This is a genomic window from Streptomyces sp. NPDC053541 (genome assembly GCF_044544705.1).
In the GTDB taxonomy this organism is placed as follows: Bacteria; Actinomycetota; Actinomycetes; order Streptomycetales; family Streptomycetaceae; genus Streptomyces.
Map to the genome: position 1 here is coordinate 1 of NZ_JBITXM010000008.1, position 23,119 is coordinate 23,119.

Genomic DNA, 23,119 nt, shown 5'->3' on the forward strand with positions numbered 1-23,119 from the left:
CGGTTACATTCCGAACCCGGAAGCTAAGCCTTTCAGCGCCGATGGTACTGCAGGGGGGACCCTGTGGGAGAGTAGGACGCCGCCGAACAATCTTTCAGGACCCCTGGTCCCAGCGTTCACGCTGGGACCAGGGGTCCTTTTGTTTTTCCTTAGTATTTCCTGAAGCGCGGTGCGGTGCCGGCTGCGCGAGAATGACTGCAGTACCCGAAGACAGGAGTCACCTCGATGTCCACCAACTCTCCCGACGATCGTCCGGAGCGCGAGCCGCGTCGCCGGGACGGTGGCGAGCGGGGCGGCTTCCGTGGGCCGCGTCGTGACGACAACCGTGGCGGCGGCTACCGCGGCCGCGACGACCGTCCCTCGTACCGCCGTGACGATCGCCGCGACGATCGCCGCGACGACCGGCGCGATGACCGCCGGGACGACCGGCCGTCGTACCGGCGCGACGACCGCCCCTCGTACGGCCGTGATGACCGTCGTGACGACAACCGCGGTGGCGGCTTCCGCCGTGACGACAACCGTGGCGGTGGCTTCCGTCGTGACGAGCGTCGCGACGACCGGCCGTCCTTCCGTCGGGACGACCGCCCCTCGTACGGCCGTGATGACCGGCGTGACGACAACCGCGGTGGCGAGCGTCCCCCGTTCCGTCGTGACGACCGTCGCGATGACCGCCGTGACGACAACCGTGGCGGTGGCTTCCGTCGCGACGAGCGTCGCGACGACCGGCCGTCCTTCCGCCGTGACGACAACCGTGGCGGTGGCTTCCGCCGCGACGAGCGCCGTGATGACAACCGTGGTGGCGGTGGTTACCGCGGTCGTGACGAGCGTCCGTCGTTCCGTCGCGATGACCGTCCGTCGTACGACCGTCCCTCCTACAACCGTGATGACCGTCGTGACGACAACCGCGGTGGCGGCTTCCGTCGTGACGACAACCGTGGCGGCGGGTTCCGTCGCGACGAGCGTCGCGACGACCGGCCGTCCTTCCGTCGTGACGACAACCGTGGCGGTGGCTTCCGCCGCGACGAGCGTCGGGACGACCGGCCGTCCTTCCGCGGGGGCGACGACCGGCGTGACGAGCGGCCCCGTGGGCCGCGGCGCGAGGACGACCGGCGGGGCGGCGGGGGTTTCCGTGGCCGCGACGACCGTCGGGACGACCGTGGGCGCGGGCCGCGCCGGGACGACCGGGGTGGCTACGGGCGCCGTGACGACCGCCGCGACGACCGGGGCCGCGGTGACCGCGACCGTGCGCCGCTGAAGCGGCTGCCGATCCCGCCGGAGGTCACCGGTGAGGAGATCGACCCGGACGTGCGGCAGGAGCTGATGAGCCTGCCCAAGGGGCTCGCCGACGACGTCGCCCGTAACCTCGTCATGGTCGCGCAGCTGATCGACGAGGACCCGGAGAAGGCCTACGGCTACTCCCGGGTCGCGCTGCGGCTGGCCTCCCGCGTCGCCGCTGTCCGCGAGGCGGCCGGCTTCGCCGCGTACGCCACGCAGAAGTACGCCGAGGCGCTGGCCGAGTTCCGGGCCGCGCGGCGGATGACCGGCGGGGTCGAGCTGTGGCCCGTCATGGCCGACTGCGAGCGCGGTCTGGGCCGCCCGGAGCGGGCGCTGGCCATGGCCGGCGAGCCCGAGGTGCAGAAGCTCGACAAGGCCGGTCAGGTCGAGATGCGGCTGGTGGCCGCCGGTGCCCGTCGGGACATGGGGCAGCTGGACGCCGCCATCGTGACCCTGCAGAGCCCGGAGCTGGCGTCGAACGCCAACCACCCGTGGACCGCGCGGCTGCGGTACGCCTACGCGGACGCGCTGCTGGCCGCCGGCCGGGAGAGCGAGGCGCGCGAGTGGTTCGCGAAGGCGCTGGAGGCCGACAAGGACGGTTCCATGGACGCCTCCGACCGCCTCGCCGAGCTGGACGGGGTCGAGTTCGTCGACGCCTTCGACGAGGAGGACGACGAGGACGGCGAGGAGAGCGGTGCGTCCGACTCCCTCGACGAGGGCACGGACGAGGACGACGACGAGGCCGAGGACGCCGACAAGGCCTGACCTGGACCGCGGTCGTGACACGAAGGGCGGCACCCCTGCCGGGGTGCCGCCCTTCGGCGTATCCGGATGTCAGGTGGGTCAGTCCAGGGCGAGGCTGCGCAGCACCAGGCCCGTCGCCGGCTTGGGGCCGAAGGAGGTCGACTTGCGGGGCATGGTGACGCCCTGGCGGGCCAGGTCGCGGACGACCTCCTCCTTCACCGGGTGCATGAGCACCGCCGTGCCGCCGCGCCGTTCGGCCTGCTCGACGGCGGCCCGGGTGTCGTGGATGTAGGCGATGTCCTCGGGGGCGTCCGGGATGCGCCACACGTGGTCGAGGAGCGTCGAGTGCAGCACCGTCGCGTCCAGGGTGCGCCAGGCCTCGGGGCGGTCGGGGCGGATCGTGCGGGCCAGCAGGTCCGGGTCCGGGCAGTCGAGGAGGTGGAAGGCGCCGTCGCCGGCGAGGACGAAGGCGTTGCCCTCGGTGGTCGCCGCGGCCAGGGCCTCCTGGGCGGCGGACAAGGGGCCGTCCAGGCGCGTGACGCGGAAGGCGTCGCCGACGGCGGCGAGCGCGTCGGCGACCGGGAGCCGGTTGAGCAGCCGGTGGATGGCGCGGACCCGGAGCGGGTAGCGGGCGGTGTCCACGAGCAGGACCAGGCCGTGGTTCCACGGGCCGGGCACGGCGTGCTCCTCGCGCAGCCGCAGATAGGTCGCCCAGCGGTGGTGGCCGTCGGCGATGAGGGCCTGGTGGCGGGCGAGTTCGGTGGCGACGGCGGTCAGGTCGGCCGGGTGGGTGACGGCCCAGAGGCGGTGCTGGAAGCCGTCCTCGGTGGTGGTGGCGAGCAGCGGTTCGCGCTCGGCGACCCGGTCGATGACGGCGGCGGCGCCGTCCCCGTCGCCGCGGTAGGTGAGGAGCAGCGGTTCGAGGTTGGCGCCCGTGGTGCGCATGAGGGCGGCGCGGTCCTCGACGACGTGCGGCATGACGTCCTCGTGGGGGAGCACGATGCCCTCGGCGGGCGTGGAGAGTTCGAGGGCGCCGATGAGGCCGCGCTGGAGGAGGCCGTCGCCGCGCTGCTCGTACACGTAGAGGGCGGGCTCGGGGTCCGGGGCGAGGATGCCGTCGGCGAGCCAGCGGTCGAGGGTGACGGCGGCCTTGCGGTGACGGGTGCCGGCGGTGATGGCCTGCGGGAGGATCAGCCGGACGATGTTGTGCGGGTCGGCGGACTCCAGCTCGTGCAGTCCGTCGGGCCGGACGACGACGTCGTACGGCGGGGAGGTCACGGCGGCCAGGCTGCCGACCCGCTCGGGGACGTACCGGAGGCCCCGGAAGGGGCTCAGGCGGAGACCGGGGGCGCGGACGTCGTCGGCCGCGTGACCTGAGGTGTTCATCTCGTCATCGTAGGCGGTGGGGGATGAGCGATGATCGGGGAGCGGGGTTTTCCGTGCCCCCGGCGAGGTGAGGAGTGCATGACATGACGGAATTCGGCCAGGGGCAGGGGCGGGAGGGGCGGCTGCGGACCGAGGGCAGCGCGCGCCCGCTGAGCGAGGCGTACGACACGGCGCTGCTCGACCTGGACGGTGTCGTGTACTACGCGGGCGGCGGCGCCGTCCCGTACGCGGTGGAGGCGCTGGGGACCGCCCGGGCGGGCGGCATGCACCTGGCGTACGTCACGAACAACGCGCTCCGGCCGCCGGACGTGGTGGCGGCGCACCTGACCGAGCTGGGGGTGCCGGCCGAGCCGGCGGACGTGATCACCTCGGCGCAGGCGGTGGCCCGGCTGATCGCCGACGAGATGCCGCCCGGTGCCCGGATCCTGCTGATCGGCGGCGAGGGGCTGCGGATCGCGCTGCGCGAGCGCGGGCTCGTGCCGGTGGAGTCGCTGGACGATGACCCGGTGGCGGTGGTGCAGGGGTACGGCGGTCCCGATCTGCCGTGGGGCCGGTTCGCGGAGGCGAGTTACGCGGTGGGGCGGGGGCTGCCCTGGTACGCGTCGAACACCGATCTGACCATCCCGAGCGCGCGGGGCATCGGGCCGGGGAACGGGGCCGCGGTGGAAGTCGTCCGGATCGCGACGGGTGCCGAGCCGAAGGTGGCGGGCAAGCCGCTGCCCCCGATGCACCGCGAGACGGTGCTGCGGACCGGGGCCGAGCGGCCGCTGGTGGTCGGCGACCGGCTGGACACGGACATCGAGGGCGCGTTCAACGGCGGGGTGGACTCGCTGCTCGTGCTCACCGGGGTGACGGACGTGCCGCGGCTGCTCGCGGCGGTGCCGGAGCACCGGCCGACCTATGTGGCGGCCGACCTGCGCGGGCTGCTCGTGCCGCAGCCGGAGGTGACCGGCGACGCGGACGGCGGTTTCCGGTGCGGCGGCTGGACGGCCTCGGTGAGCGGGGGCGCGCTGCTCCTGGAGGGGGCGGGCGAGGCGCTCGACGCCCTGGACGGGGTGCGGGCGCTGTGCGCGGCGGCCTGGACGGAGGCGGGCGCGGGGGCCTGCGGGCTCGACACGGCGAAGGCGCTGGAGCGGCTGGGCGCGGTGGGGTGAGCGGGTGAGCCGGCCGGGGGCCGGGCCGCGGTTCGGGCCGCGGTTCGGGCGGCCGGCGTCCGCCGGTGCGGCCGGGGACCTTGGGCCTTTCGTGCCCGGGGGCGTACCCCTGTCCGTACAGGGGATCGATCACCCTTCGCAGGGTAGGCTAACCTAACCTCGTGTTGGTCGAGAGTCCCTCCCGTGCGAGCGCGGAGTCGACCGGCCCTGCCCAGCCACCGGCGCGCCGCACCTCGCTGCGCGCCGTCGGACTGGTCGCGGCCGTCGGGGTCCTGCTGCTGATCTGCGTCCTGAGCATCATGATCGGTGCCAAGCCGGTGCCGCTCGGCGACGTGTGGCACGGCCTGTTCCACAACAGCGGCATCCGCAACGACGTCGTCATCCACGACGTGCGCGTCCCCCGCACCCTCCTCGGCCTCCTCGTCGGCCTGGCCCTCGGCCTCTCCGGCGCCGTCATGCAGGGACTCACCCGCAACCCGCTCGCCGAGCCGGGACTCCTCGGCGTCAACGCGGGCGCCGCCGCGGCCGTGGTGTCCGCGATCGCCTTCCTCGGCGTCACCGACCCCGCCGCCTACGTGTGGTTCGCCTTCGTCGGCGCCGCCGTCGTCTCCGTCCTCGTGTACGTGCTCGGCGGCAGCCGCGGCGCCACGCCCGTGCGGCTCGCGCTCGCCGGAACCGCGGCCACCGCCGCCCTGTACGGCTACGTCAACGCCGTACAGCTGCTGAACTCCGCCGCCCTGGACCGGCTGCGCTTCTGGACCGTCGGCTCGCTGGCCGACGCCAACATGGACACCGTCCGCCGGATCGCGCCCTTCGTCCTCGTCGGCACCGTCCTCGCGCTGCTCATCTCCCGTCCCCTCAACGCCATGGAGATGGGCGACGACACCGCCCGGGCGCTCGGCGCGCACCTCAACCGGACCCGGATCACCGCCATGGTGGCCGTGACGCTGCTGTGCGGCGCCGCGACCGCCGCCTGCGGGCCGATCGTCTTCGTCGGCCTGATGGTCCCGTACATGGTGCGCTCGATCACCGGCCCCGACATGCGCTGGATCCTGCCCTACGCGGCGGTCCTCTCGCCCGTGCTGCTGCTCGGCTCCGACGTCCTCGGCCGGGTCATCGCCCGCCCCGCCGAACTCCAGGTCGGCATCGTCACCGCGCTCGTCGGCGGACCCGTCTTCATCCGACTCGTGCGCCGCAAGAGGATGGCCCAGCTGTGAGCACCCCGAGCACCGCCACCGCCCGGACCGCCGAGACCGCCCCGCCCCCACCGGCCCCCCGGGCCGCCGTCCGGCGGACCCGCACCCTGCGGACCGGCGGGGGCCTGTCCGTACGGTACGAGCCGCGCGCCCTGATCTCCGTGCTCGGCCTGCTCGTGGTCGCGCTCGCCATGGCCGTCGTCCTCATCGGCAGCGGCGACTTCCCCGTCGCGCCCGGCGACGTCGTCTCGACGCTGCTCGGCGGCGGCACCGAGGTGCAGAAGATCGCGGTCCTGGACCTGCGGCTGCCGCGTGTGCTCGTCGCCCTGTTCGTCGGCGCCGCGCTCGGCATCGGCGGCGCCGTCTTCCAGTCCGTGTCCCGCAACCCGCTGGGCAGCCCCGACGTCATCGGCTTCGGCCAGGGCTCCACGGTCGGCGCGCTCGTCGTCATCGTCCTCTTCCAGGGCAGCGCCACGGCGGCCGCCGGCGGCGCGATCGTCGGCGGGCTCGTCACCGGCGCCGTGATCTACCTGCTCGCCTGGAAGCGCGGTGTGCACGGCTACCGCCTGGTGCTCGTCGGCATCGGCGCCGCCGCCATGCTCACCGCCCTCATCCACTACCTCCTCACCAAGGCCCAGCTGGTCGACGCGACCCGCGCCATGGTGTGGATGACCGGCTCCCTGGAAGGCCGGGACATGACCCAGTTCTGGCCGCTGTTCGGCGTCAGCTGCGTACTGCTGCCGCTCGTCCTCGGGCACGGGCGGGCGCTGCGCATGCTGGAGATGGGCGACGACGCCGCGTACGCGCTCGGCGTGAAGGTCGAGCGGACCCGCATCGTCCTCATGGCCTCCGCGGTGCTGCTCGTGGCCGTCGCCACCGCCGCCGCCGGGCCGATCGTCTTCGTCTCGCTGAGCGCGCCCCAGCTGGCCCGCCGGCTCACCCGCTCGCCCGGCCCGAACCTGGCCGCCTCCGCGCTCATGGGCACCACCCTGCTGCTGGTGGCCGACTGGACCGCCACCAACGCCTTCGGCGAGCGCCAGCTGCCCGTCGGCGTCGTCACCGGCGTCCTCGGCGGCTGCTACCTGCTGTGGCTGCTCGTCGGCGAGCGGAAGGCCGGCCGGATATGACCCTCGAGAACACCACCGGGAGCACGGGAATGACCACCGGCAGCACGACGGCACGAAACGAGCAGGCCGAGGCACAGGCCGAGGCGCAGGCACCGGCACCGGCCCGCGACCCGGCCCCGGGCCGGCAGCGGCTGAGCGCCGAGGCGGTCACGCTCGCCTACGACCAGCGGGTCATCGCCCGCGACCTGAGCGTCGACATCCCCGACCACTCCTTCACGGTCATCGTCGGCCCCAACGCCTGCGGCAAGTCCACGCTGCTGCGCGCGCTGTCCCGGATGCTGAAGCCCACCGAGGGCCGGGTGCTGCTCGACGGGCAGGCCATCCACACCATGCCCGCCAAGAAGGTCGCCCGCACCCTCGGGCTGCTCCCGCAGTCCTCCGTCGCGCCCGACGGCATCACCGTCGCCGACCTCGTCGCCCGCGGCCGCTACCCGCACCAGGGCCTGCTGCGCCAGTGGTCGCCCGAGGACGAGCGGATCGTGCAGGAGTCGATGGCCGCCACCGGCGTGGCCGAGCTCGCCGAGCGGTACGTCGACGAGCTGTCCGGCGGGCAGCGCCAGCGGGTCTGGATCGCGATGGCGCTCGCCCAGCAGACCCCGCTGCTGCTCCTCGACGAGCCGACCACCTTCCTCGACATCCAGCACCAGATCGACGTCCTCGACCTGTGCGCCGAACTGCACGAGACCCAGGGCCGCACCCTCGTCGCCGTCCTGCACGACCTCAACCACGCCGCCCGGTACGCGACCCACCTCATCGCCTGCCGGGACGGCGAGGTCGTCGCCGAGGGCCCGCCGGCCGAGGTGGTCACCGCCGAGCTGGTCGAGCGCGTCTTCGGGCTGCGCTGCCAGGTCATCGACGACCCGGAGACCGGCACCCCGCTGGTCGTCCCGGCCGGACGCGCGGCCCGCAGGCCCGCACTCCGGGCCTAGGGTCCGTCCGGCGGGCCCTAGGGGTCGTCCGGCAGGCCGGGTCCGGCCGGCGGGCCTAGAGCAGGGAGCGCAGGCGCAGCAGGTCGCGGAAGCCGGCCTCCAGGCCGACCCGGCCGGAGGCCCAGGCCCTGGCGAAGTTCAGCCGTCCGTCGACCATCGCGACCAGGTCGTCGCCGGTCATCCGCAGCCGGATCTGCGCCTTCCCCGGCGGCGGGCCCGGCACCGTGTCCTCGACCTCGATCCGCCCGTCGGCCAGCCGGCCGGTGAAGGTCGTGTCCAGGTCGGTGAGGTGGCAGCTCAGGGTGCGGTCGAGCGCGGCGGCGCCGCGCACCTCGCCGTCGGCCGCCGCCAGATTGTCCGAAAGTCTCTTCAGCGCCTCGCGGCACTCCGTGATCGTCGCCATCGCGCTCGACCGTACCCCAGGGCTTCGCGGTAGCGTCGGGGCATGAGCGACGCGACACCCGAAGACCCCGGCGCGGCCCCCGAGGCCGATCCGTACCAGCCCGCCGGACCCGCCCCCCTCGGTGTCGTCCGCACCCCCACCGGCCGCCCCGCCGTCGACGCGCTGCTCGACCGGCTCGGCGACGCCGACCACCTCACGGCGGACGGACACCTCGACGTGTACGAGGATGTACACCGTGGGCTGCGCGCCGAGCTGACCTCGCTCGACGCCGCACCGCAGCCCGCCGCACCCCGTCCGTACGACAACAGGAGCTGAACCGAACGTGGCAGGACCGGCACGCCGCCGTCTCGACGCCGAGCTGGTACGGCGGAAGCTGGCGCGCTCGCGCGAGCACGCCAGCCAGCTGATCGCCGCGGGCCGGGTGACCGTCGGCAAGACCGTCGCCACCAAGCCCGCCACCCAGGTCGAGACCGCCGCGGCCATCGTCGTCGCCCAGGACGACAGCGACCCCGACTACGTCTCGCGCGGCGGCCACAAGCTGGCCGGCGCCTTCGCCGCGTTCGTGCCGAAGGGACTCGTCGTCGAGGGCCGGCGCGCGCTGGACGCGGGCGCGTCCACGGGTGGCTTCACCGACGTCCTGCTGCGCGCCGGCGCCGCGCACGTCGTCGCCGTCGACGTCGGCTACGGGCAGCTCGCCTGGTCGCTGCAGAGCGACGAGCGGGTCACGGTCAAGGACCGCACCAACGTGCGCGAGATGACGCTCGACTCCATCGACGGCGTCCCCGTCGACCTGGTCGTCGGCGACCTGTCCTTCATCCCGCTCGGCCTCGTGCTGCCCGCCCTGGTGGCCTGCACCGCCCCCGGCGCCGACCTGGTCCTCATGGTCAAGCCGCAGTTCGAGGTCGGCAAGGAGCGCCTCGGCACCGGCGGAGTGGTGCGCAGCACCGAACTGCGCGCCGACGCCGTCAAGAACGTGGCCCGGCAGGCCGGCGAGCTCGGGCTCGGTGTCCTCGGCGTCACCGCCAGCCCGCTGCCCGGCCCGTCCGGCAACGTCGAGTACTTTCTGTGGCTGCGGGCCGGGGCGCCCGCCCTTGATCCGGCGGAAGTCGACCGCGCCGTGGCGGAAGGACCTCGTTGAGCACTGGTTCGAGCACGTCCGAGGAGAAGAGCGGCACCAGCCGCACCGTCTTCCTGCTCGCGCACACCGGCCGGCCGGCCGCCGTGCGCAGCGCCGAACTCGTCGTCCTCGGGCTGCTCCGCAGCGGCATCGGGGTGCGCGTCCTGGAGGCGGAGGCGGCCGACCTGCCGCTGCCGCCGGCCGTCGAGAAGGTCCCCGAGGGCTGCGCCGAGGCGCTCGACGGCTGTGAACTCCTCGTCGTCCTGGGCGGCGACGGCACCCTGCTGCGCGGCTCCGAGTTCTCCCGCGCCTCCGGGGTGCCGATGCTCGGCGTCAACCTGGGCCGGGTCGGCTTCCTCGCCGAGGCCGAGCGCGACGACCTCGACAAGGTGGTCGACCGGGTCGTGACCCGGGCCTACGAGGTCGAGGAGCGGATGACGCTCGACGTCACCGTCTATCAGAACGGCGACGTGCTGCACCGCGACTGGGCGCTCAACGAGGCGGCCGTGCAGAAGGTGTCCCCGGAGCGGATGCTGGAGGTCGTCATCGCCGTCGACGGGCGGCCGGTGACCGGCTTCGGCTGCGACGGGGTGATCTGCGCGACGCCGACCGGTTCCACCGCCTACGCGTTCTCCGCCGGCGGCCCGGTCGTCTGGCCCGAGGTGGAGGCGCTGCTCATGGTGCCGATCGGGGCGCACGCGCTGTTCGCGAAGCCGCTCGTCACCACCCCCGAGTCGGTCCTCGCGGTCGAGGTCGAGCCGCACACCCCGGACGGGGTGCTGTGGTGCGACGGGCGACGCACGATCTCGCTGCCGGCCGGCGCCCGCGTCGAGGTCCGCCGCGGCGCCGTCCCGGTCCGCCTGGCCCGGCTCCACCACGCCTCCTTCACCGACCGGCTCGTGGCGAAGTTCGCCCTGCCGGTGTCGGGGTGGCGGGGGGCGCCGCACTAGGGGGTGCATCGCCGATCATGCCGGGCTCGCTGTGCCTGGCACGCACGCTCGCCGCGTTGTCGTCGGTCGCCGATGGCCCCCTGGGCTTCGCCCGGGAGGTGCATCCACCGCATGGACTCCGCCCCCTCGGCCCGGCGGCCGGGGAGGTGCCCCCACCTCCGCCTTGCGATCGCGCGCACCGGACGCCGCTCCCTGATCCGGCCTGATCGACAAGACACCCTAGGGCCTGTCCGGCGGATGGCCAGGTCCGCGACTCCCCCGGAGCTTCGTCCCTCGGCCATGGCGGGCCGGGGGAGACCCCGTGCATCAGACGGCCGCGGCCTGTCCGCCCCTGACCCGCCGGGCCGGCCCCAGGAAGCCTCCCCGAGGCCTTCGCGGGGATCCTCCGGTGCGGGTCCGGCCCACTCCCGAGGGTGACGGGGTGCCCCGCCGACCTGCGGGTTCGCGTGCGGACGGCAGGGGCCGTCGCACAGGGGTGCTCCGACCTCGTATGGTCTTCTCCGTGTTGGAGGAGATGCGGATACGGTCGCTCGGGGTCATCGACGACGCGGTCGTCGAGCTGTCACCCGGCTTCACGGCGGTGACGGGCGAGACCGGTGCGGGCAAGACCATGGTCGTGACCAGCCTCGGGCTGCTGCTCGGCGGGCGCGCCGATCCGGCCCTGGTACGGATCGGGGCGGGCTCCGCCGTCGTCGAGGGGCGGATCACGCTGCCCCCGGGCGCGCCGGCCGCCGCGCGCGCCGAGGAGGCGGGCGCCGAGCTCGACGAGGGCGCGCTGCTCGTCAGCCGTACCGTCTCGGCCGAGGGACGCTCGCGGGCGCACCTGGGCGGGCGCTCCGTGCCCGTCGGGCTGCTCGCCGAGCTGGCCGACGAGCTCGTCGCCGTGCACGGCCAGACCGACCAGCAGGGCCTGCTGAAGCCGGCCCGGCAGCGCGGCGCGCTCGACCGGTACGCGGGGGACGCCGTGGCCGTGCCGCTCGCCGCGTACGGCGAGGCCTACCGGCGGCTGCGGGCCGTCGCCGCCGAGCTGGAGGAGATCACCACCCGGGCCCGGGAGCGGGCCCAGGAGGCGGACCTGCTGCGCTTCGGGCTGGCCGAGATCGAGGCGGTGGAGCCGCGCGCCGGCGAGGACGTCGAGCTGGCCGCCGAGGCGGAGCGGCTCGGGCACGCCGAGTCCCTGGCCTCCGCCGCCGCGCTCGCGCACGCCGCGCTCGCGGGCCAGCCGGAGGACCCGGAGGCCGTCGACGCGACCACACTGGTCGCGGGCGCGGGCCGGGCCCTGGAGGCCGTGCGGGCGCACGACCCGGCGCTCGCCGCGCTCGCCGACCGGATGGGGGAGATCTCCATCCTGCTCGCGGACGTGGCCGGCGAGCTGGCCGGGTACGCGGACAACCTGGACGCCGACCCGCTGCGGCTCGCGGCCGTGGAGGAGCGGCGGGCCGCGCTGACCCAGCTCACCCGGAAGTACGGCGAGGACGTGGCCGCCGTGCTCGCCTGGGCCGAGCAGAGCGCGACCCGGCTGACCGAGCTGGACGGTGACGACGAGCGCATCGAGGAGCTGACCGCCGAGCGGGACCGGCTGCGCGACGAGCTGTCGGTGCTGGCCCAGCGCCTGACCGACGCGCGCACGGAGGCGGCGGAGCGGTTCGCCGGGGCGGTCACCGCCGAGCTGGCCTCGCTCGCCATGCCGCACGCGCGGGTGTCGTTCGCGATCCGGCAGACCGAGGACCCCGAGGGCGTCGAGGTCGACGGCCGGCGGGTCGCTTTCGGGCCGGCCGGCGCGGACGAGGTCGAGCTGCTGCTCGCCCCGCACCCGGGCGCGCCGCCGCGGCCCATCGCCAAGGGCGCGTCCGGTGGTGAGCTGTCCCGGGTGATGCTCGCCGTCGAGGTGGTCTTCGCCGGCACGGACCCGGTGCCGACCTATCTCTTCGACGAGGTCGACGCCGGCGTCGGCGGCAAGGCGGCGGTGGAGATCGGCCGCCGGCTCGCCAAGCTGGCCCGTACCGCGCAGGTCGTGGTGGTCACCCACCTGCCGCAGGTGGCGGCCTTCGCCGACCGGCAGCTGCTCGTGGAGAAGACCAACGACGGGTCCGTGACCCGCTCCGGCGTCACCGTCCTGGAGGGCGAGGACCGGGTGCGCGAGCTGTCCCGGATGCTGGCCGGCCAGGAGGACTCCGAGACGGCGCGGGCGCACGCCGAGGAACTCCTCGCGGCGGCGCGGGCGGACGCCTGAGTGCTGCGGCGCGCCCACGCGCCGCAGGCTCCCTGCCCGCCCGCCGTGGTGCGCGGCGGGCGGAGCTCGGGCTCAGGGCGTGGGTATGTGCGTCACCACTCCCTGGCCCGGCCCCGACACGCCGGCGACCCGGCGGCGGGCCACGTCGTAGGCCCACGCGTAGGTCGAGACCTTCTTCTCGACGGAGAAGTGCTTGCCCGTCGCCGAGTCGAGCACGGTGTGGAACTCCTCCATCAGCTCCTCCCAGACCGCCGACGTGAAGTCGGCGTCGGTCCAGCCGTACAGCGACTTCAGTTCGCGCTTCACCGCGGAGAAGAAGGACTGCGGCTCCCGGGCGGGCGCGTCCACGCGCACCCTGTGCTCCTTGAGCCACGTCCGCAGCTCCTCCGGGGCGTCGAGCCACTTGTCCGGGCTGTCCCGCAGCTCCGCGTAGTCCACCCAGGCCCAGAAGCTCTCGGCGTCCGCGACGTCGGGCGCCTCGGCGTGGTGGGCGGGGCAGAGCAGGGCGAAGTTCCGGACGTCCAGTGATCCGCCGAGCGCCTCCGGCACCACGTGGCAGCGCTCGACCGGCTTCCGCCAGCAGACGAGGCAGGCCGGCTCGTCGAGCCCCAGGTACTCGGTGATCGCCTTGAGCGTGGGCTTGGACCTGCGCTCGGCCGGGTTCTTCTCGCGCGGCTTCAGACCCAGCTCGGCCGCGTCGTAGCCGTAGTCGCTGCCGTCGTCCGGGTAGCCGATGACCAGGGCCGGCGGGATGTCGTCGCGCTGGCGCCCGTTGTTGCGGACCCGGAAGAGCGGAGTGCTGAACTCCGTCAGGTACTGCAGCAGATAGCCCATGCCGAAGTCCCGCATCAGCTCGTAGGCGTCGTGGTCGTAGCCGTCCGCCGAGTTCCGGTGGCCCTGGATGTCCAGAAACAGCATGCGGGGCGCGCCCGGGGACTGCTTCTGCGCCATCCGTACGCACTCGAAGAGGCGCTGGGCACAGCGCTCGAAGTTCTCGTACACCTTCATGTCGTGGTAGATCGCCACGCCCTTCGGCGTGCTGCCCGCGCCCTTGCCCGACGCCCGTGCCGGCCCCCTGCGCGCCTGCTGCCTCGGCTTCTTGGCCATGTCCCCTCCCCGGTGGTGCTCCGTGCCGACAGCGTGGCAGCCGCCACTGACAGTTCATTAGGCTGACCGTCGTGATCAGGACACGAGGCAGGGCCGCCTCCGCCGCCGCCTCCTTCGGCGTGGCCGCCGGGGTGACCCGGGCCGTGTACGAGGGACTGCGGCGGTTCGGGGCCGGTGACGCGCGCTGGGAGCGGACCAACCACGCCGGGCGGACCGTCGGGCTGTGGGCCGGGCCGGCGACGGCTCTCGGCGCGGCGGCCGGATCGGGAAGCGGGGCGGCGGCGCTGGCCGTGCTCGCGGCCGGCGCGTGCGGGGCGTACGACGACGCCCGCGGGGATCACCGGCGGGGCTTCCGGGCACATCTGACGGCGCTGCGGCACGGCGAGGTCACCAGCGGGGCGGTCAAGCTGTTCGGGATCGGCGCCGCGGGGGTGGTGGCCGGGGCGCTGCTCAAGGAGCGGCCCGTCGACAAGCTGCTCGCCGGAGTGGTGATCGCCGGCACCGCGCACCTCGTCAACCTGGTGGACGTACGGCCGGGGCGCGCCGCGCTGCTCGTGCTCGGGCTCGGCGCGCCGGGACTGCTGCGCGGTCCGCTCGCCGCCGCGCCGATGGGGGCCGCAGCGGCGGTGCTCGGCGAGGACCTGGCCGAGCGCACCATGCTCGGCGACCAGGGCGCCCACGCGCTCGGGGCGGCGCTCGGCACGGCGGTGGCCGCCGGCAACGGGCGGCTCGGGCTGGCCCTGCACGCGGCCGGGCTGGTCGCCGCGGCGGTGTACGGGGAGCGGGTGAGCGCGTGCGCACGCGGCACGGCGCACGTTTCCGCGCACACCGTTGCGCGAGCCCCTGCGCAGGCCCCGGCGCAAGCCTCCGCGCTCACCCGTGTGGGTGATCCCGGGCGGTAAGTTGCTGAAGCCGCCCCGGAACGCGGTGACTTCGGTCCCGGAACGTGCGTACGGACTGGCATCCTTGGGCGCGTGACACAGCTCCGTACGGTCCAAGTGCTGGGCGGCGGCAGCGCGGGCAGCAGCGCGCACGTCAGATCACTTGCCGCGGGGCTGGTGGCCAGGGGTGTGCGGGTGACCGTGTGCGCCCCGCCGGAACTCGACCACGCCTACGACTTCCAGGGCGCCGGCGCGCGGCTCGTGCCGGTCCCGCGGCAGGGCGGGCCCGCGGCCCTCGCCGTGCTGCGCAACGCCTTCATCGGCGCCGACGTCGTGCACGCGCACGGCCTGGACGCCTCGGTGCGGGCCGCCCTCGCGCTGGCCGGCGCCGCCGCCGTGCCGCCCACCCCGCTGGTCACCACCTGGCACACCCGCAGCAGGGCCGCGGGGGCGCGCGCCGGGCTCGTGCGCCTCCTGGAGCGGCGGACCGTACGGGCGGCCGCCGTCGTCCTCGGCACCTCCTCCGAACTCGTCGACCGGGCCCGGCGGCGCGGCGCCCGCGACGCCCGGCTCGCGCCGGTCACCGTGCCCGCCTCGCGCGCGCCCGTCTGCCTCCACGACGGCAAGGCCCGGGCCGAACTCGGTGCCGTGGACCGTCCGTTGCTGATGGCCGTCGGCGCGCTCGAACCGGGGCGCGGCTACCGGCCGCTCCTCGACGCGGCCCGGATCTGGCGGGACCTCGACCCGCAGCCGCTGCTCGTCGTCGCGGGGGAGGGGCCCCTGCGGACGCCGCTGCAACGGCGCATCGAGGAGGAGGGGCTCGCCGTCCGGCTCATCGGGCGCCGCGAGGACGTCGCCGAACTGCTCGCCGCCGCCGACGTCGCCGTCCTGCCCTCCCGCTGGGAGGCCCGCTCCCTCCTCGCCCAGGAGGCGCTCCGCCTCGGCGTCCCGCTGGTCGCCACCGCCGTCGGCGGCGTGCCCGAACTCGTCGGCGAGGCCGCCGCACTCGTCCCCTACGGCGACCCGGAAGCCCTCGCGACCGCCGTCCGCACCCTCCTCGACGACCCCGACCGCCGCTCCGACCTGGCGGCGGCGGGCCGCATCCAGGCGTCCTCGTGGCCGACGGAGGACCAGACGATCGCCCACGTCCTGAGCGTCTACGACGAACTCTCCGCCCGCTGATTCCCCCCACCCCGCCCCTCCCCGAAACCCTGACGGCCCCTGGGGGCTCCGCCCCCGGCCCCCCGGGGCGGGCGCGGCACGCACCCCGTTCGGGTGCGGGGCGCCCAGGCCCAGGGCAAAGGTTGGGAGCCGTGGCCGGGCCCGTGGGTATCCCCGGCGGGGGCGGCAGCTTCGCGCCGCCGCGAGTGGTGCGCCGTACGGGTGCGGGGCGCCCGTGCCCTGGGGTCGGTGCCATGGCCGGGGCCTGGGGGTAGCGGCTGCGCCCCCGGCCTCTGGCATGGGGTGGGCGGCGGCTTCGCGCCGCCGTGCGGTCGCTGCCGTACCGGCGTCCTCGGCCGCGCCAGGGAGCCGGTTCCGTCGCCTGCGCCTCTCGGCCCTTCGGGCCTGGGATGGGCGGCGGCTTCGCGCCGCCGGTGCCGCGATGGTCCGTGTGCCCGTGCGGGTAACGGGACGGGGATTGCGAAGCTGCCCGGACGCGCTGGGCCCCGCCGGGCGAGCGGGCGGTCACGCCGTACGCCCGGCGGGCTTGGGGGGCTCCGTCCCCCTCAGCCCCGGGCGGGGGCGGCGGCTTCGCGCCGCGAGTGGTGCGCCGTACGGGTGGGGGGCGCCCGGGCTCGGGCGCGGAGGCTGGGGTCGTGGCCGGGGGCCGCGGGGCGGTGCCCCGGGGCGGGCGCGGCGGCTTCGCGCCGTCGAGCGGCGTCCCGTACGGTCGCCGGGCGCCCAGGCTGGGGGCATGGCGAGGGCCCGTGGGGCGGTCCCCCCGGCGGGGCGGCAGCTTCACGCCGCCGCGAGTGGTGCGCCGTACGGGTGCGGGGCGCCCGTGCCCTGGGGTCGGTGCCAGGGCCGGGGCCTGGGGTGGGCGGCTGCGCCCCCGGTCTCCGGCATGGGGTGGGCGGGAGCTTCGCGCCGCCGCGATTGGTGCCCCGGACGGGCGCGGGCGTGAGGGGTGGCGCCCCGGCGTCGTTGCCCGCCTCCTCACCCCGTATGCCGGCGGGCCCTCAGTGCCAGGCTCAGGGCCAGGACCGTCTGGGGGTCGTCGAGGTCGGTGCCGAGGAGGTCGGCGATGCGGGCCAGGCGGTTGTAGAGGGTCTGGCGGTTGAGGTGGAGTTCGCGGGCGGTTTCCGCCTTGCGGCCCGCGTGGGCCAGGTAGGTCTCCAGGGTGGGGAGGAGCGGGGGGCGGGAGGTGCGGTCGTGGTCGCGGAGGGGGCCGATCGCGCGGTCCACGAAGGCGGCGAGGTCCGGGTGGTCGCGCAGGCGCCAGAGCAGCAGGTCCGTGTCGAGGCGGCGGGCGTCGTACCAGGGGAGCTCCGAGAGACCCTGGGCGGCGGTCGCCGTCTCCGCGGCGTGGCGCAGGCCTGCCGAGGCCGCCGCCCAGCCGCCCGCCACGCCCACCACGACGACCGGCGGGTGGGCGCCCGCGCGTTCCAGGCCGGCCCGTTCGACGCCGGCCCGCAGGGCGGCGGCGACCCGGTCGGCGACGGCGGTGCGCTCGGACTCGGAGCGCAGGCCAAGCAGCAGCGGGACCCGGCCCTCCACGGGGCGGACGCCCAGCAGGACGGGGACGCCCACCGAGGACAGCTCCTCCAGGACCGCGCGGGCCAGCAGCGCCCAGTTGCCCGAGGGCGAGAGTTCCGAGGCGAGGCGCATCACGACCGGCAGGAGCGGGCCGTCGCCCGGCTTGAAGCCCAGCACCCGGGCCTGCGCCGGCGCGTCCTCCGCCGAGATCCGGCCCTCCGCGAGGTCGGTGAGGAAGTCGCCGCGGCCGCGCGCCGCCAGCTCCTCCTCCTGCCGGGCCTGCATGAGGACGACCGCGAGCAGCCCCGCCGCCCGCTCCGCCGCCATCCGGTGCACGGGGGACAGGGGGGACGAGACCCCCAGGAGGACCAGGCGCGCCCTGACCGACGACGTGCCCGGGCCGCCTCCCGGGACGTCCACCAGGACCGCGCCGGCCGGCGGGCCGGACTCGCGCGCGGCGCGCTGCCCGCGCAGCCCGTCCCACACCTGGAGCGGGTCGGCCGGCTCGGAATCGGTGCCCGCCGCGTACAGCAGCTGTCCGTCGGCGGTCTCCAGGAAGACCGGGTTGAGCGCGAAGTCCGCCAGGATGCGCAGCACCTGCGGCACCCCGCCGCCGCCGAGCAGCGCGACGGTGCACTGGTGGTGCACCTCCTCGGCCTGCCGGAGCAGCGCGTAGTGCCCGTTGACGATCTCGGTGTGGATCTCCTCCGTGACGGCCACGAAGGGCACCTCGCGGTGCAGCTGGACCAGCGGCAGCCCCGCGCCGCGCGCGGTCTCCACGATCGTCGCCGGGAGCCGGGCGAAGCGCGGGCCCAGCTCGACCACGAGCGCCGCGATCCCGCGCTCGGCGAGCCGCCGTACGAAGGCCCGCTGCTCGGCGGGCCGGGTGCCGAGGCCGAGGCCGGTGGTGAGCAGCAGTTCACCGCCCTTGAGCAGCGAGGCGATGTTCGGCACCTCGCCCGCGTGCACCCAGCGCACGGTGCGGTGCAGCCGGTCGGCGCCCGCGACGACCTCCGGGAGACCGCTGCGCAGGCCCGGAAGTTCGAGTGCCCGCTGCACGGTGATCCCGCCCTGACGTTCCATGCTCCGGACGCTACCCGCGTCGGTGTTTCCGCGACATCACCCGGGTGTCACCGGACCGGACAGTTCGTACAGAGGGGCGACAACTCGTCGCCCCGTGGCGGGAATTGTGCGACCGCCTGTCGATTGTGGCCTACGTCACGCGCGAGGATGCTCTCGCGCCATGGCAGAGAACCCCAACCCGACGGGGCACCAGGCCCCCCAGGTCCACCGGCTCAAGGCGAACTCGGTCGGCCTCGTCGGAGTCGTCTTCATGGCGGTCGCCACGGCCGCGCCGATCACCGCGATGACCGGCAACCTTCCCATCGCCGTCGGCTTCGGCAACGGCACCGGCGCCCCCGCCGGCTATCTCTTCGCGACCGTCGTCCTCACCGTCTTCTCGGTCGGCTACGTCGCCATGGCCAAGCGGATCACCGCCGCCGGCGCCTTCTACGGCTACATCTCGCACGGCCTCGGCCGGATCGCCGGCATGGCCTCCGGCATGCTCGCCGTCCTCGCGTACATCGTGTTCGAGGCGTCCATCGTCGGCGTCTTCGCCTACTTCGCCAAGACCACCGTGGCAGCCCAGCTGGGCGTGGACCTGCCGTGGATCGGCTACGCCGCCGCCATGCTCGCGGTCACCGCCGTCCTGTCGTACTTCGACATCAACCTCACCGCCAAGGCGCTCGGCGTGATGCTGGTCGCGGAGATCGCGGTGCTGTTCGCGGTCGCCACGGCCGTGCTGATCGCCGGCGGCGGCCCCGACGGCATCCCGGCCGAGCCGATCAACCCGAAGAACGCCTTCACCGGCGCGTCCGCCGGCCTCGGCCTGTTCTTCGCCTTCTGGTCGTGGGTCGGCTTCGAGTCGACCGCGATGTACGGGGAGGAGTCCCGCGACCCGAAGCGGGTCATCCCGCGCGCCACCCTGATCTCGGTCATCGGCGTCGGCCTCTTCTACATCTACGTGTCGTGGATGACCATCGCCGGCAACGGGCTCGCCGGATCGGTGAAGCTGTCCTCCTCGGCCAGCCCCCTCGACCTGTTCTTCGCTCCCACCGAGTCCTTCATCGGCGGCTGGGCGGTCGACGCCTTCCAGTGGCTGCTGCTCACCGGCTCCTTCGCCTGCGGCATGGCCTTCCACCAGTGCGCCGCCCGCTATCTCTACGCGATCGGCCGCGAGGGCTTCCTCCACCCGGCGCTCGGCCGCACCCACCCGCGGCACGGCTCGCCGTACGTCGCCTCCTTCGTGCAGTCGGTCATCGCCGTCGCCCTCGTCGGCGCCTTCTGGCTCACCGGCCAGGACCCCTACATCCACCTCTACACGCTGCTCGCGATCCTCGGCACGATGGCCATCCTCATCGTGCAGACCCTCTGTTCCTTCGCCGTGATCGGCTACTTCCGCAGGAACCACCCCGAGGACCGGCACTGGTTCAAGACCCTCACCGCGCCGCTGCTCGGCGGCATCGGCATGATCGCCGTGGTCGTGCTGCTGATCATGAACATGGAGACCGCGGCCGGACTCGCCGCCGACTCCCTCTTCTTCAAGGCCATCCCCTGGATCGTCGGCCTGGTCTTCTTCGGCGGCCTCGGCCTCGGCTTCTACCTCAAGGCCAAGCGCCCCGACCGCTACGAGATCATCGGCCGGATCGTCCTGGAGGACGCCACCGAGCGCGCCGACGACCGCACGGACCCGGCCCCCGCGCCCGTACCGCAGAGCTGACCGCCCCCTCCCTCACCTCCAGGAGCGCCCCATGGCACGCACCAACCCGATGCACCTCCTGAAGCAGCTGGCCGCCGAGCACGCCGACGCCCGACGGCTGAACCTCCCCGTCGACGAGCTCAGGGGCCTGCGCGGCGACGCCCTCGGGCGCCGCACCCTGCTCAAGTACGCCGCCGCGGCCGGCATCGCCGTCTCCGCCGGGTCGGCCGTCGCCGCCCCGACGCCCGCCCGGGCCGCCACCACCACGGCCGCCGCCGGTGCCCGGATCGCCGTCGTCGGCGCCGGCATCGCCGGTCTCACCGCCGCCCTCACCCTCCAGGACGCGGGCCTGAGCCCCGTGCTCTACGAGGCCAACCCCTCCCGGGTCGGCGGCCGCATGTGGTCCCAGCGCGAGCACTGGGCCTATGGGCAGACCTCCGAGATCGGCGGCGAGCTCATCGACACCAGCCACAAGAAGATCCTCGAACTCTGCCGCCGCTTCGGCCTCGCCACCGAGGACTTCCTCGGCGGCGGGCCCAACGGCGCCGAGGAGGTGCTGTGGTTCGACGGCGCCTACTACCCGCGGGCCCGGGCCGACGAGGACTTCAACGCCGTCTACCAGGCCCTGCACCGCGACCTGCTCGACGCCGGCGAGGTGACGTGGAACCGGACCACGCCCACCGGCACCGCCCTCGACACCATGACCCTGTACGACTGGATCGAGAGCCGGGTCCCCGGCGGACACTCCTCGCCGCTGGGCAAGTTCTTCGACGTCGCCTACAACGTCGAGTACGGCGCCGACACCACCGACCAGTCCTCGCTCGCCCTCGTCCTGCTCATGGGCTACCAGACCAATCCCGGCAACTTCAACATCTGGGGCCTGTCCAACGAGCGCTACCACGTCGTCGGCGGCAACGACCGGCTCCCCCACGCCATCGCCGGCGCGCTCAAGCCCGGCACCCTGCGCATGGGCTGGTCCCTGGACGCGGTCCGGGCCAACGCCGACGGCACCCAGACCCTCACGTTCACCGAGGCCGGCAGCACCCGCACCGTCACCGCCGACCACACGGTCCTGTGCGTGCCGCTGCCGGTCCTCCAACGGCTCGACCTGTCACGGGCCGGCTTCGACCCGCTGATGAGCAGCCTGCTGCGGGACGCTCGCATGGGCTACTGCACCAAGCTCAACATGCAGTTCGCCACCCGCCCCTGGCGCGGCACCGGCCCCTGGCCCGGGGTCTCCGCCGGCGACTGCTTCACCGACTCCGAGGTCCAGCAGACCTGGGACACCACCAAGGTCCAGGGCGGCACCGGCGGCATCCTCATCCAGTACGGCGGCGGCACCCTGGCCCGGTCGCTCAACCCCGCCGGCCCCTTCTCCACCGAGTCCGACCCCTACGTCCGGGACCTGGTCGCCCGCTACCTCAAGGGCATCGACGCCTTCTTCCCCGGCACCTCCAAGGCGTACACCGGGCGCGCCCAGCTCTCCGCCTGGCACAAGAACCCGTACGCCCTCGGCGCGTACTCGTACTGGCCGGTGGGCTATCTGCACCGGTACGCGGGCTACGAGGGCACCGCCCAGGGCAACGTCCACATCGGCGGCGAGCACTGCAGCTACGACTTCCAGGGCTTCATGGAGGGCGGCGCCACCGAGGGCGAGCGGGCCGCGCGGGAGGTGATCGCCGCCCTCCAGTAGAAGCGACCGGTCACGCGGCCGGGGCGATGTTGTGGTTGAAGCGGAAGACGTTGTCGGGGTCGAACGCGGCCTTGACCCGGGCCAGGCGCCGGTAGTTCTCGGCGCCGAAGCCCTCGACCACCCGCTGCCGGCCCTCGTCGCCCGTGAAGTTCAGGTAGACCGCGCCGATCGACCAGGGCCGGGCGTCGGCGCGGACGTCCTTCACCCACTGGACCGCCCGCTCGTCGTCGGCCGGGTCGTCCCAGACCGCGAAGGGGTGCACGCCCCAGGCCGCCGGGCGCCAGGGGATCGGCAGGTCGGCCGGACCGCGGCCGACCTGGCCGCCCAGCGGGAACAGCACGTGCTGCATGCCCGAGGGCACGATCATCCCGGCCGAGCGGGCGCAGAACACGTCGACGGCGGTGTCTGGGAAGGCCGACAGGTACTCGGCCGACCAGTAGTTCCGCATGCCCGGCGGGTCGTCCAGCATGCACTGGAAGTCGGCGTACGGCAGGTCCATCAGCAGCTCCACCGCCGGCTTCGGCGCGTACAGCGGGTCCGCGAACGCGCGCACCTCGGCCGCCGGTCCGGCCCAGGTCACCAGGGCGCCCGCGAGCAGCGTGCCCTGGAGGTCCTCCGGGATGAACTCCTCGGGCGGCGCGTTCAGATAGATCGCGCCGCCGCCCGCCTCGTCGGGCGCGTCCTGGAGCAGGTCGCGGTAGGCGCGGACCACCTCGGGGCCGTCCTCCTTCGGGTAGAGCAGCATCACGAAGGAGAACTCGGGCAGCGGATGCACCCGCAGCGTCATCGACGTGACCACCCCGAAGTTCCCGCCGCCGCCGTGCAGCGCCCAGAACAGCTCCGGGTTCTCCTCGGCGTCCGCGTGCACGTGGTGGCCCTCGGCCGTCACCAGCTCCACGGCCAGCAGGTTGTCGCAGGCGAGCCCGAACTTGCGCTCGAGCCAGCCCGATCCGCCGCCCAGCGTGAAGCCGCCGACGCCGGTCGTGGACGCCCGGCCGCCGGTCACCGCCACGTGGAAGGGCTGACAGGCCCGGTCGAGGTGGCTCATCGTCGCCCCGCCGGCGATCCGCACCGTCATGTGCTCCGGGTCGACCACCACGGCGTGCATCCGCCTGAGGTCCACCACGAGCCCGCCGTCGTTGAGCGCCGTGCCGGCCACGCTGTGCCCGCCGCCGCGCACCGCGATCGGCAGCTCGGCCTCCCGCCCGAACAGCACCGCGTTGGTGACGTCCTCGGGCGTCTCGCACTGGGCGATGACCGCCGGACGCCGGTCGATCATCCCGTTGAAGACGACCCTGGCCTCGTCGTAGCCCGGATCGCCCGGTACGAACACGTCACCCGCCAGGTCCTCGCGCAAGCCCGCGAGCAGGCGGTCCGGGACGGTGATGGTCTGGGGAGCCATGAGGTGCCCCCCTTTCGCACGACGGGGGACGGGACCTCTTCATCGTAGGTCCGGGTCCCCGGCCCCC

Annotated in this window: 18 protein-coding genes, 1 rRNA gene and 1 pseudogene; 15 read left to right on the forward strand and 5 right to left on the reverse strand. The window is 74.5% G+C overall.

Translation table 11 applies throughout. The features are described from left to right. From rrf to ACIGW2_RS20660, 3 genes and pseudogenes are all read left to right on the forward strand, one after another. Positions 1–88 (forward strand): 5S ribosomal RNA (gene rrf / locus ACIGW2_RS20650); the annotation flags it as partial. 137 nt (positions 89–225) lie between these two features. Then, a pseudogene (locus ACIGW2_RS20655) lies at positions 226–1,179 on the forward strand (hypothetical protein); the annotation flags it as partial. 81 nt (positions 1,180–1,260) lie between these two features. After that, positions 1,261–2,040 (forward strand): tetratricopeptide repeat protein, encoded by a 780-nt coding sequence (locus ACIGW2_RS20660; RefSeq protein ID WP_399845369.1) that lies wholly within the window; start codon positions 1,261–1,263, stop codon positions 2,038–2,040. 78 nt (positions 2,041–2,118) lie between these two features. Here the strand turns inward: ACIGW2_RS20660 and ACIGW2_RS20665 are convergent, their stop codons facing one another. Further along, positions 2,119–3,405, reverse strand: coding sequence for a DUF1015 domain-containing protein (locus ACIGW2_RS20665; protein WP_399844952.1), 1,287 nt, complete (start codon positions 3,403–3,405; stop codon positions 2,119–2,121). An 83-nt stretch (positions 3,406–3,488) separates the two neighbouring features. Between ACIGW2_RS20665 and ACIGW2_RS20670 the strand changes: the two genes are divergently transcribed. The 4 genes from ACIGW2_RS20670 (at position 3,489) to ACIGW2_RS20685 (ending at position 7,811) form a co-directional block, all read left to right on the forward strand. After that, on the forward strand, positions 3,489–4,559 hold the full coding sequence (locus ACIGW2_RS20670; RefSeq protein ID WP_391656864.1) for an HAD hydrolase-like protein: 1,071 nt from the start codon (positions 3,489–3,491) through the stop codon (positions 4,557–4,559). A gap of 161 nt (positions 4,560–4,720) precedes the next feature. Continuing rightward, positions 4,721–5,776 (forward strand): FecCD family ABC transporter permease, encoded by a 1,056-nt coding sequence (locus ACIGW2_RS20675; protein WP_391656865.1) that lies wholly within the window; start codon positions 4,721–4,723, stop codon positions 5,774–5,776. 86 nt (positions 5,777–5,862) lie between these two features. Continuing rightward, the gene (locus ACIGW2_RS20680) at positions 5,863–6,882 is read left to right on the forward strand and encodes a FecCD family ABC transporter permease (RefSeq protein ID WP_391656890.1); all 1,020 of its coding nucleotides are present in this window, start codon (positions 5,863–5,865) and stop codon (positions 6,880–6,882) included. A 29-nt stretch (positions 6,883–6,911) separates the two neighbouring features. After that, positions 6,912–7,811, forward strand: a complete 900-nt coding sequence (locus tag ACIGW2_RS20685; protein ID WP_399844955.1) for an ABC transporter ATP-binding protein — start codon at positions 6,912–6,914, stop codon at positions 7,809–7,811. A gap of 55 nt (positions 7,812–7,866) precedes the next feature. On the opposite strand, the gene ACIGW2_RS20690 is transcribed toward ACIGW2_RS20685, so the two are convergent. Then, positions 7,867–8,214, reverse strand: coding sequence for an SCP2 sterol-binding domain-containing protein (locus ACIGW2_RS20690; RefSeq protein ID WP_361590626.1), 348 nt, complete (start codon positions 8,212–8,214; stop codon positions 7,867–7,869). Between the two features lie 42 nt (positions 8,215–8,256). Between ACIGW2_RS20690 and ACIGW2_RS20695 the strand changes: the two genes are divergently transcribed. The 4 genes from ACIGW2_RS20695 to recN all read left to right on the forward strand — a co-directional run bounded on the left by ACIGW2_RS20695 (position 8,257) and on the right by recN (position 12,514). Further along, the gene (locus ACIGW2_RS20695; protein ID WP_399844958.1) at positions 8,257–8,529 is read left to right on the forward strand and encodes a hypothetical protein; all 273 of its coding nucleotides are present in this window, start codon (positions 8,257–8,259) and stop codon (positions 8,527–8,529) included. A 7-nt stretch (positions 8,530–8,536) separates the two neighbouring features. Beyond that, positions 8,537–9,352, forward strand: coding sequence for a TlyA family RNA methyltransferase (locus ACIGW2_RS20700; RefSeq protein WP_361590631.1), 816 nt, complete (start codon positions 8,537–8,539; stop codon positions 9,350–9,352). After that, a complete protein-coding gene (locus ACIGW2_RS20705; protein WP_361590634.1) occupies positions 9,349–10,281 on the forward strand; it encodes an NAD kinase in 933 nt (310 codons plus the stop codon). Before ACIGW2_RS20700 ends, ACIGW2_RS20705 begins: the two co-directional genes overlap by 4 nt. A 490-nt stretch (positions 10,282–10,771) precedes the next feature. Then, a complete protein-coding gene (gene recN / locus ACIGW2_RS20710) occupies positions 10,772–12,514 on the forward strand; it encodes a DNA repair protein RecN (protein ID WP_399844961.1) in 1,743 nt (580 codons plus the stop codon). A gap of 72 nt (positions 12,515–12,586) precedes the next feature. Here the strand turns inward: recN and ACIGW2_RS20715 are convergent, their stop codons facing one another. After that, a complete protein-coding gene (locus ACIGW2_RS20715; protein ID WP_399844964.1) occupies positions 12,587–13,621 on the reverse strand; it encodes an HNH endonuclease in 1,035 nt (344 codons plus the stop codon). Between the two features lie 71 nt (positions 13,622–13,692). On the opposite strand from ACIGW2_RS20715, the gene ACIGW2_RS20720 reads away from it, so the two are divergent. Continuing rightward, the gene (locus tag ACIGW2_RS20720) at positions 13,693–14,523 is read left to right on the forward strand and encodes a hypothetical protein (protein WP_399844966.1); all 831 of its coding nucleotides are present in this window, start codon (positions 13,693–13,695) and stop codon (positions 14,521–14,523) included. A gap of 72 nt (positions 14,524–14,595) precedes the next feature. Continuing rightward, positions 14,596–15,684 carry a glycosyltransferase family 4 protein gene (locus ACIGW2_RS20725; protein ID WP_399844969.1) on the forward strand — a complete coding sequence of 363 codons (1,089 nt, stop codon included), beginning with the start codon at positions 14,596–14,598 and terminating at the stop codon, positions 15,682–15,684. A 975-nt stretch (positions 15,685–16,659) separates the two neighbouring features. Here ACIGW2_RS20725 and ACIGW2_RS20730 read toward each other — a convergent pair. Then, positions 16,660–18,282 carry a PucR family transcriptional regulator gene (locus ACIGW2_RS20730; RefSeq protein ID WP_361580411.1) on the reverse strand — a complete coding sequence of 541 codons (1,623 nt, stop codon included), beginning with the start codon at positions 18,280–18,282 and terminating at the stop codon, positions 16,660–16,662. 160 nt (positions 18,283–18,442) lie between these two features. On the opposite strand from ACIGW2_RS20730, the gene ACIGW2_RS20735 reads away from it, so the two are divergent. Continuing rightward, positions 18,443–19,978 (forward strand): APC family permease, encoded by a 1,536-nt coding sequence (locus ACIGW2_RS20735; RefSeq protein WP_391656872.1) that lies wholly within the window; start codon positions 18,443–18,445, stop codon positions 19,976–19,978. 31 nt (positions 19,979–20,009) lie between these two features. Then, positions 20,010–21,650, forward strand: coding sequence for a flavin monoamine oxidase family protein (locus ACIGW2_RS20740; RefSeq protein WP_391656873.1), 1,641 nt, complete (start codon positions 20,010–20,012; stop codon positions 21,648–21,650). A 10-nt stretch (positions 21,651–21,660) separates the two neighbouring features. Here ACIGW2_RS20740 and ACIGW2_RS20745 read toward each other — a convergent pair whose 3' ends face one another. Then, positions 21,661–23,052: an FAD-binding oxidoreductase gene (locus tag ACIGW2_RS20745; RefSeq protein WP_399844972.1), complete on the reverse strand. Its 1,392-nt coding sequence runs from the start codon at positions 23,050–23,052 to the stop codon at positions 21,661–21,663. Between the last annotated feature and the right edge of the window lie 67 nt (positions 23,053–23,119).

Coding starts and splice junctions, on each gene's coding strand:
- ACIGW2_RS20665 (WP_399844952.1), bottom strand. CDS start 3,405: ATGAACACCTCAGGTCACGCGGCCGACGACGTCCGCGCCCCCGGTCTC.
- ACIGW2_RS20670 (WP_391656864.1), top strand. CDS start 3,489: ATGACGGAATTCGGCCAGGGGCAGGGGCGGGAGGGGCGGCTGCGGACC.
- ACIGW2_RS20685 (WP_399844955.1), top strand. CDS start 6,912: ATGACCACCGGCAGCACGACGGCACGAAACGAGCAGGCCGAGGCACAG.
- ACIGW2_RS20690 (WP_361590626.1), bottom strand. CDS start 8,214: ATGGCGACGATCACGGAGTGCCGCGAGGCGCTGAAGAGACTTTCGGAC.
- ACIGW2_RS20695 (WP_399844958.1), top strand. CDS start 8,257: ATGAGCGACGCGACACCCGAAGACCCCGGCGCGGCCCCCGAGGCCGAT.
- recN (WP_399844961.1), top strand. CDS start 10,772: ATGGTCTTCTCCGTGTTGGAGGAGATGCGGATACGGTCGCTCGGGGTC.
- ACIGW2_RS20715 (WP_399844964.1), bottom strand. CDS start 13,621: ATGGCCAAGAAGCCGAGGCAGCAGGCGCGCAGGGGGCCGGCACGGGCG.
- ACIGW2_RS20730 (WP_361580411.1), bottom strand. CDS start 18,282: ATGGAACGTCAGGGCGGGATCACCGTGCAGCGGGCACTCGAACTTCCG.
- ACIGW2_RS20735 (WP_391656872.1), top strand. CDS start 18,443: ATGGCAGAGAACCCCAACCCGACGGGGCACCAGGCCCCCCAGGTCCAC.
- ACIGW2_RS20740 (WP_391656873.1), top strand. CDS start 20,010: ATGGCACGCACCAACCCGATGCACCTCCTGAAGCAGCTGGCCGCCGAG.
- ACIGW2_RS20745 (WP_399844972.1), bottom strand. CDS start 23,052: ATGGCTCCCCAGACCATCACCGTCCCGGACCGCCTGCTCGCGGGCTTG.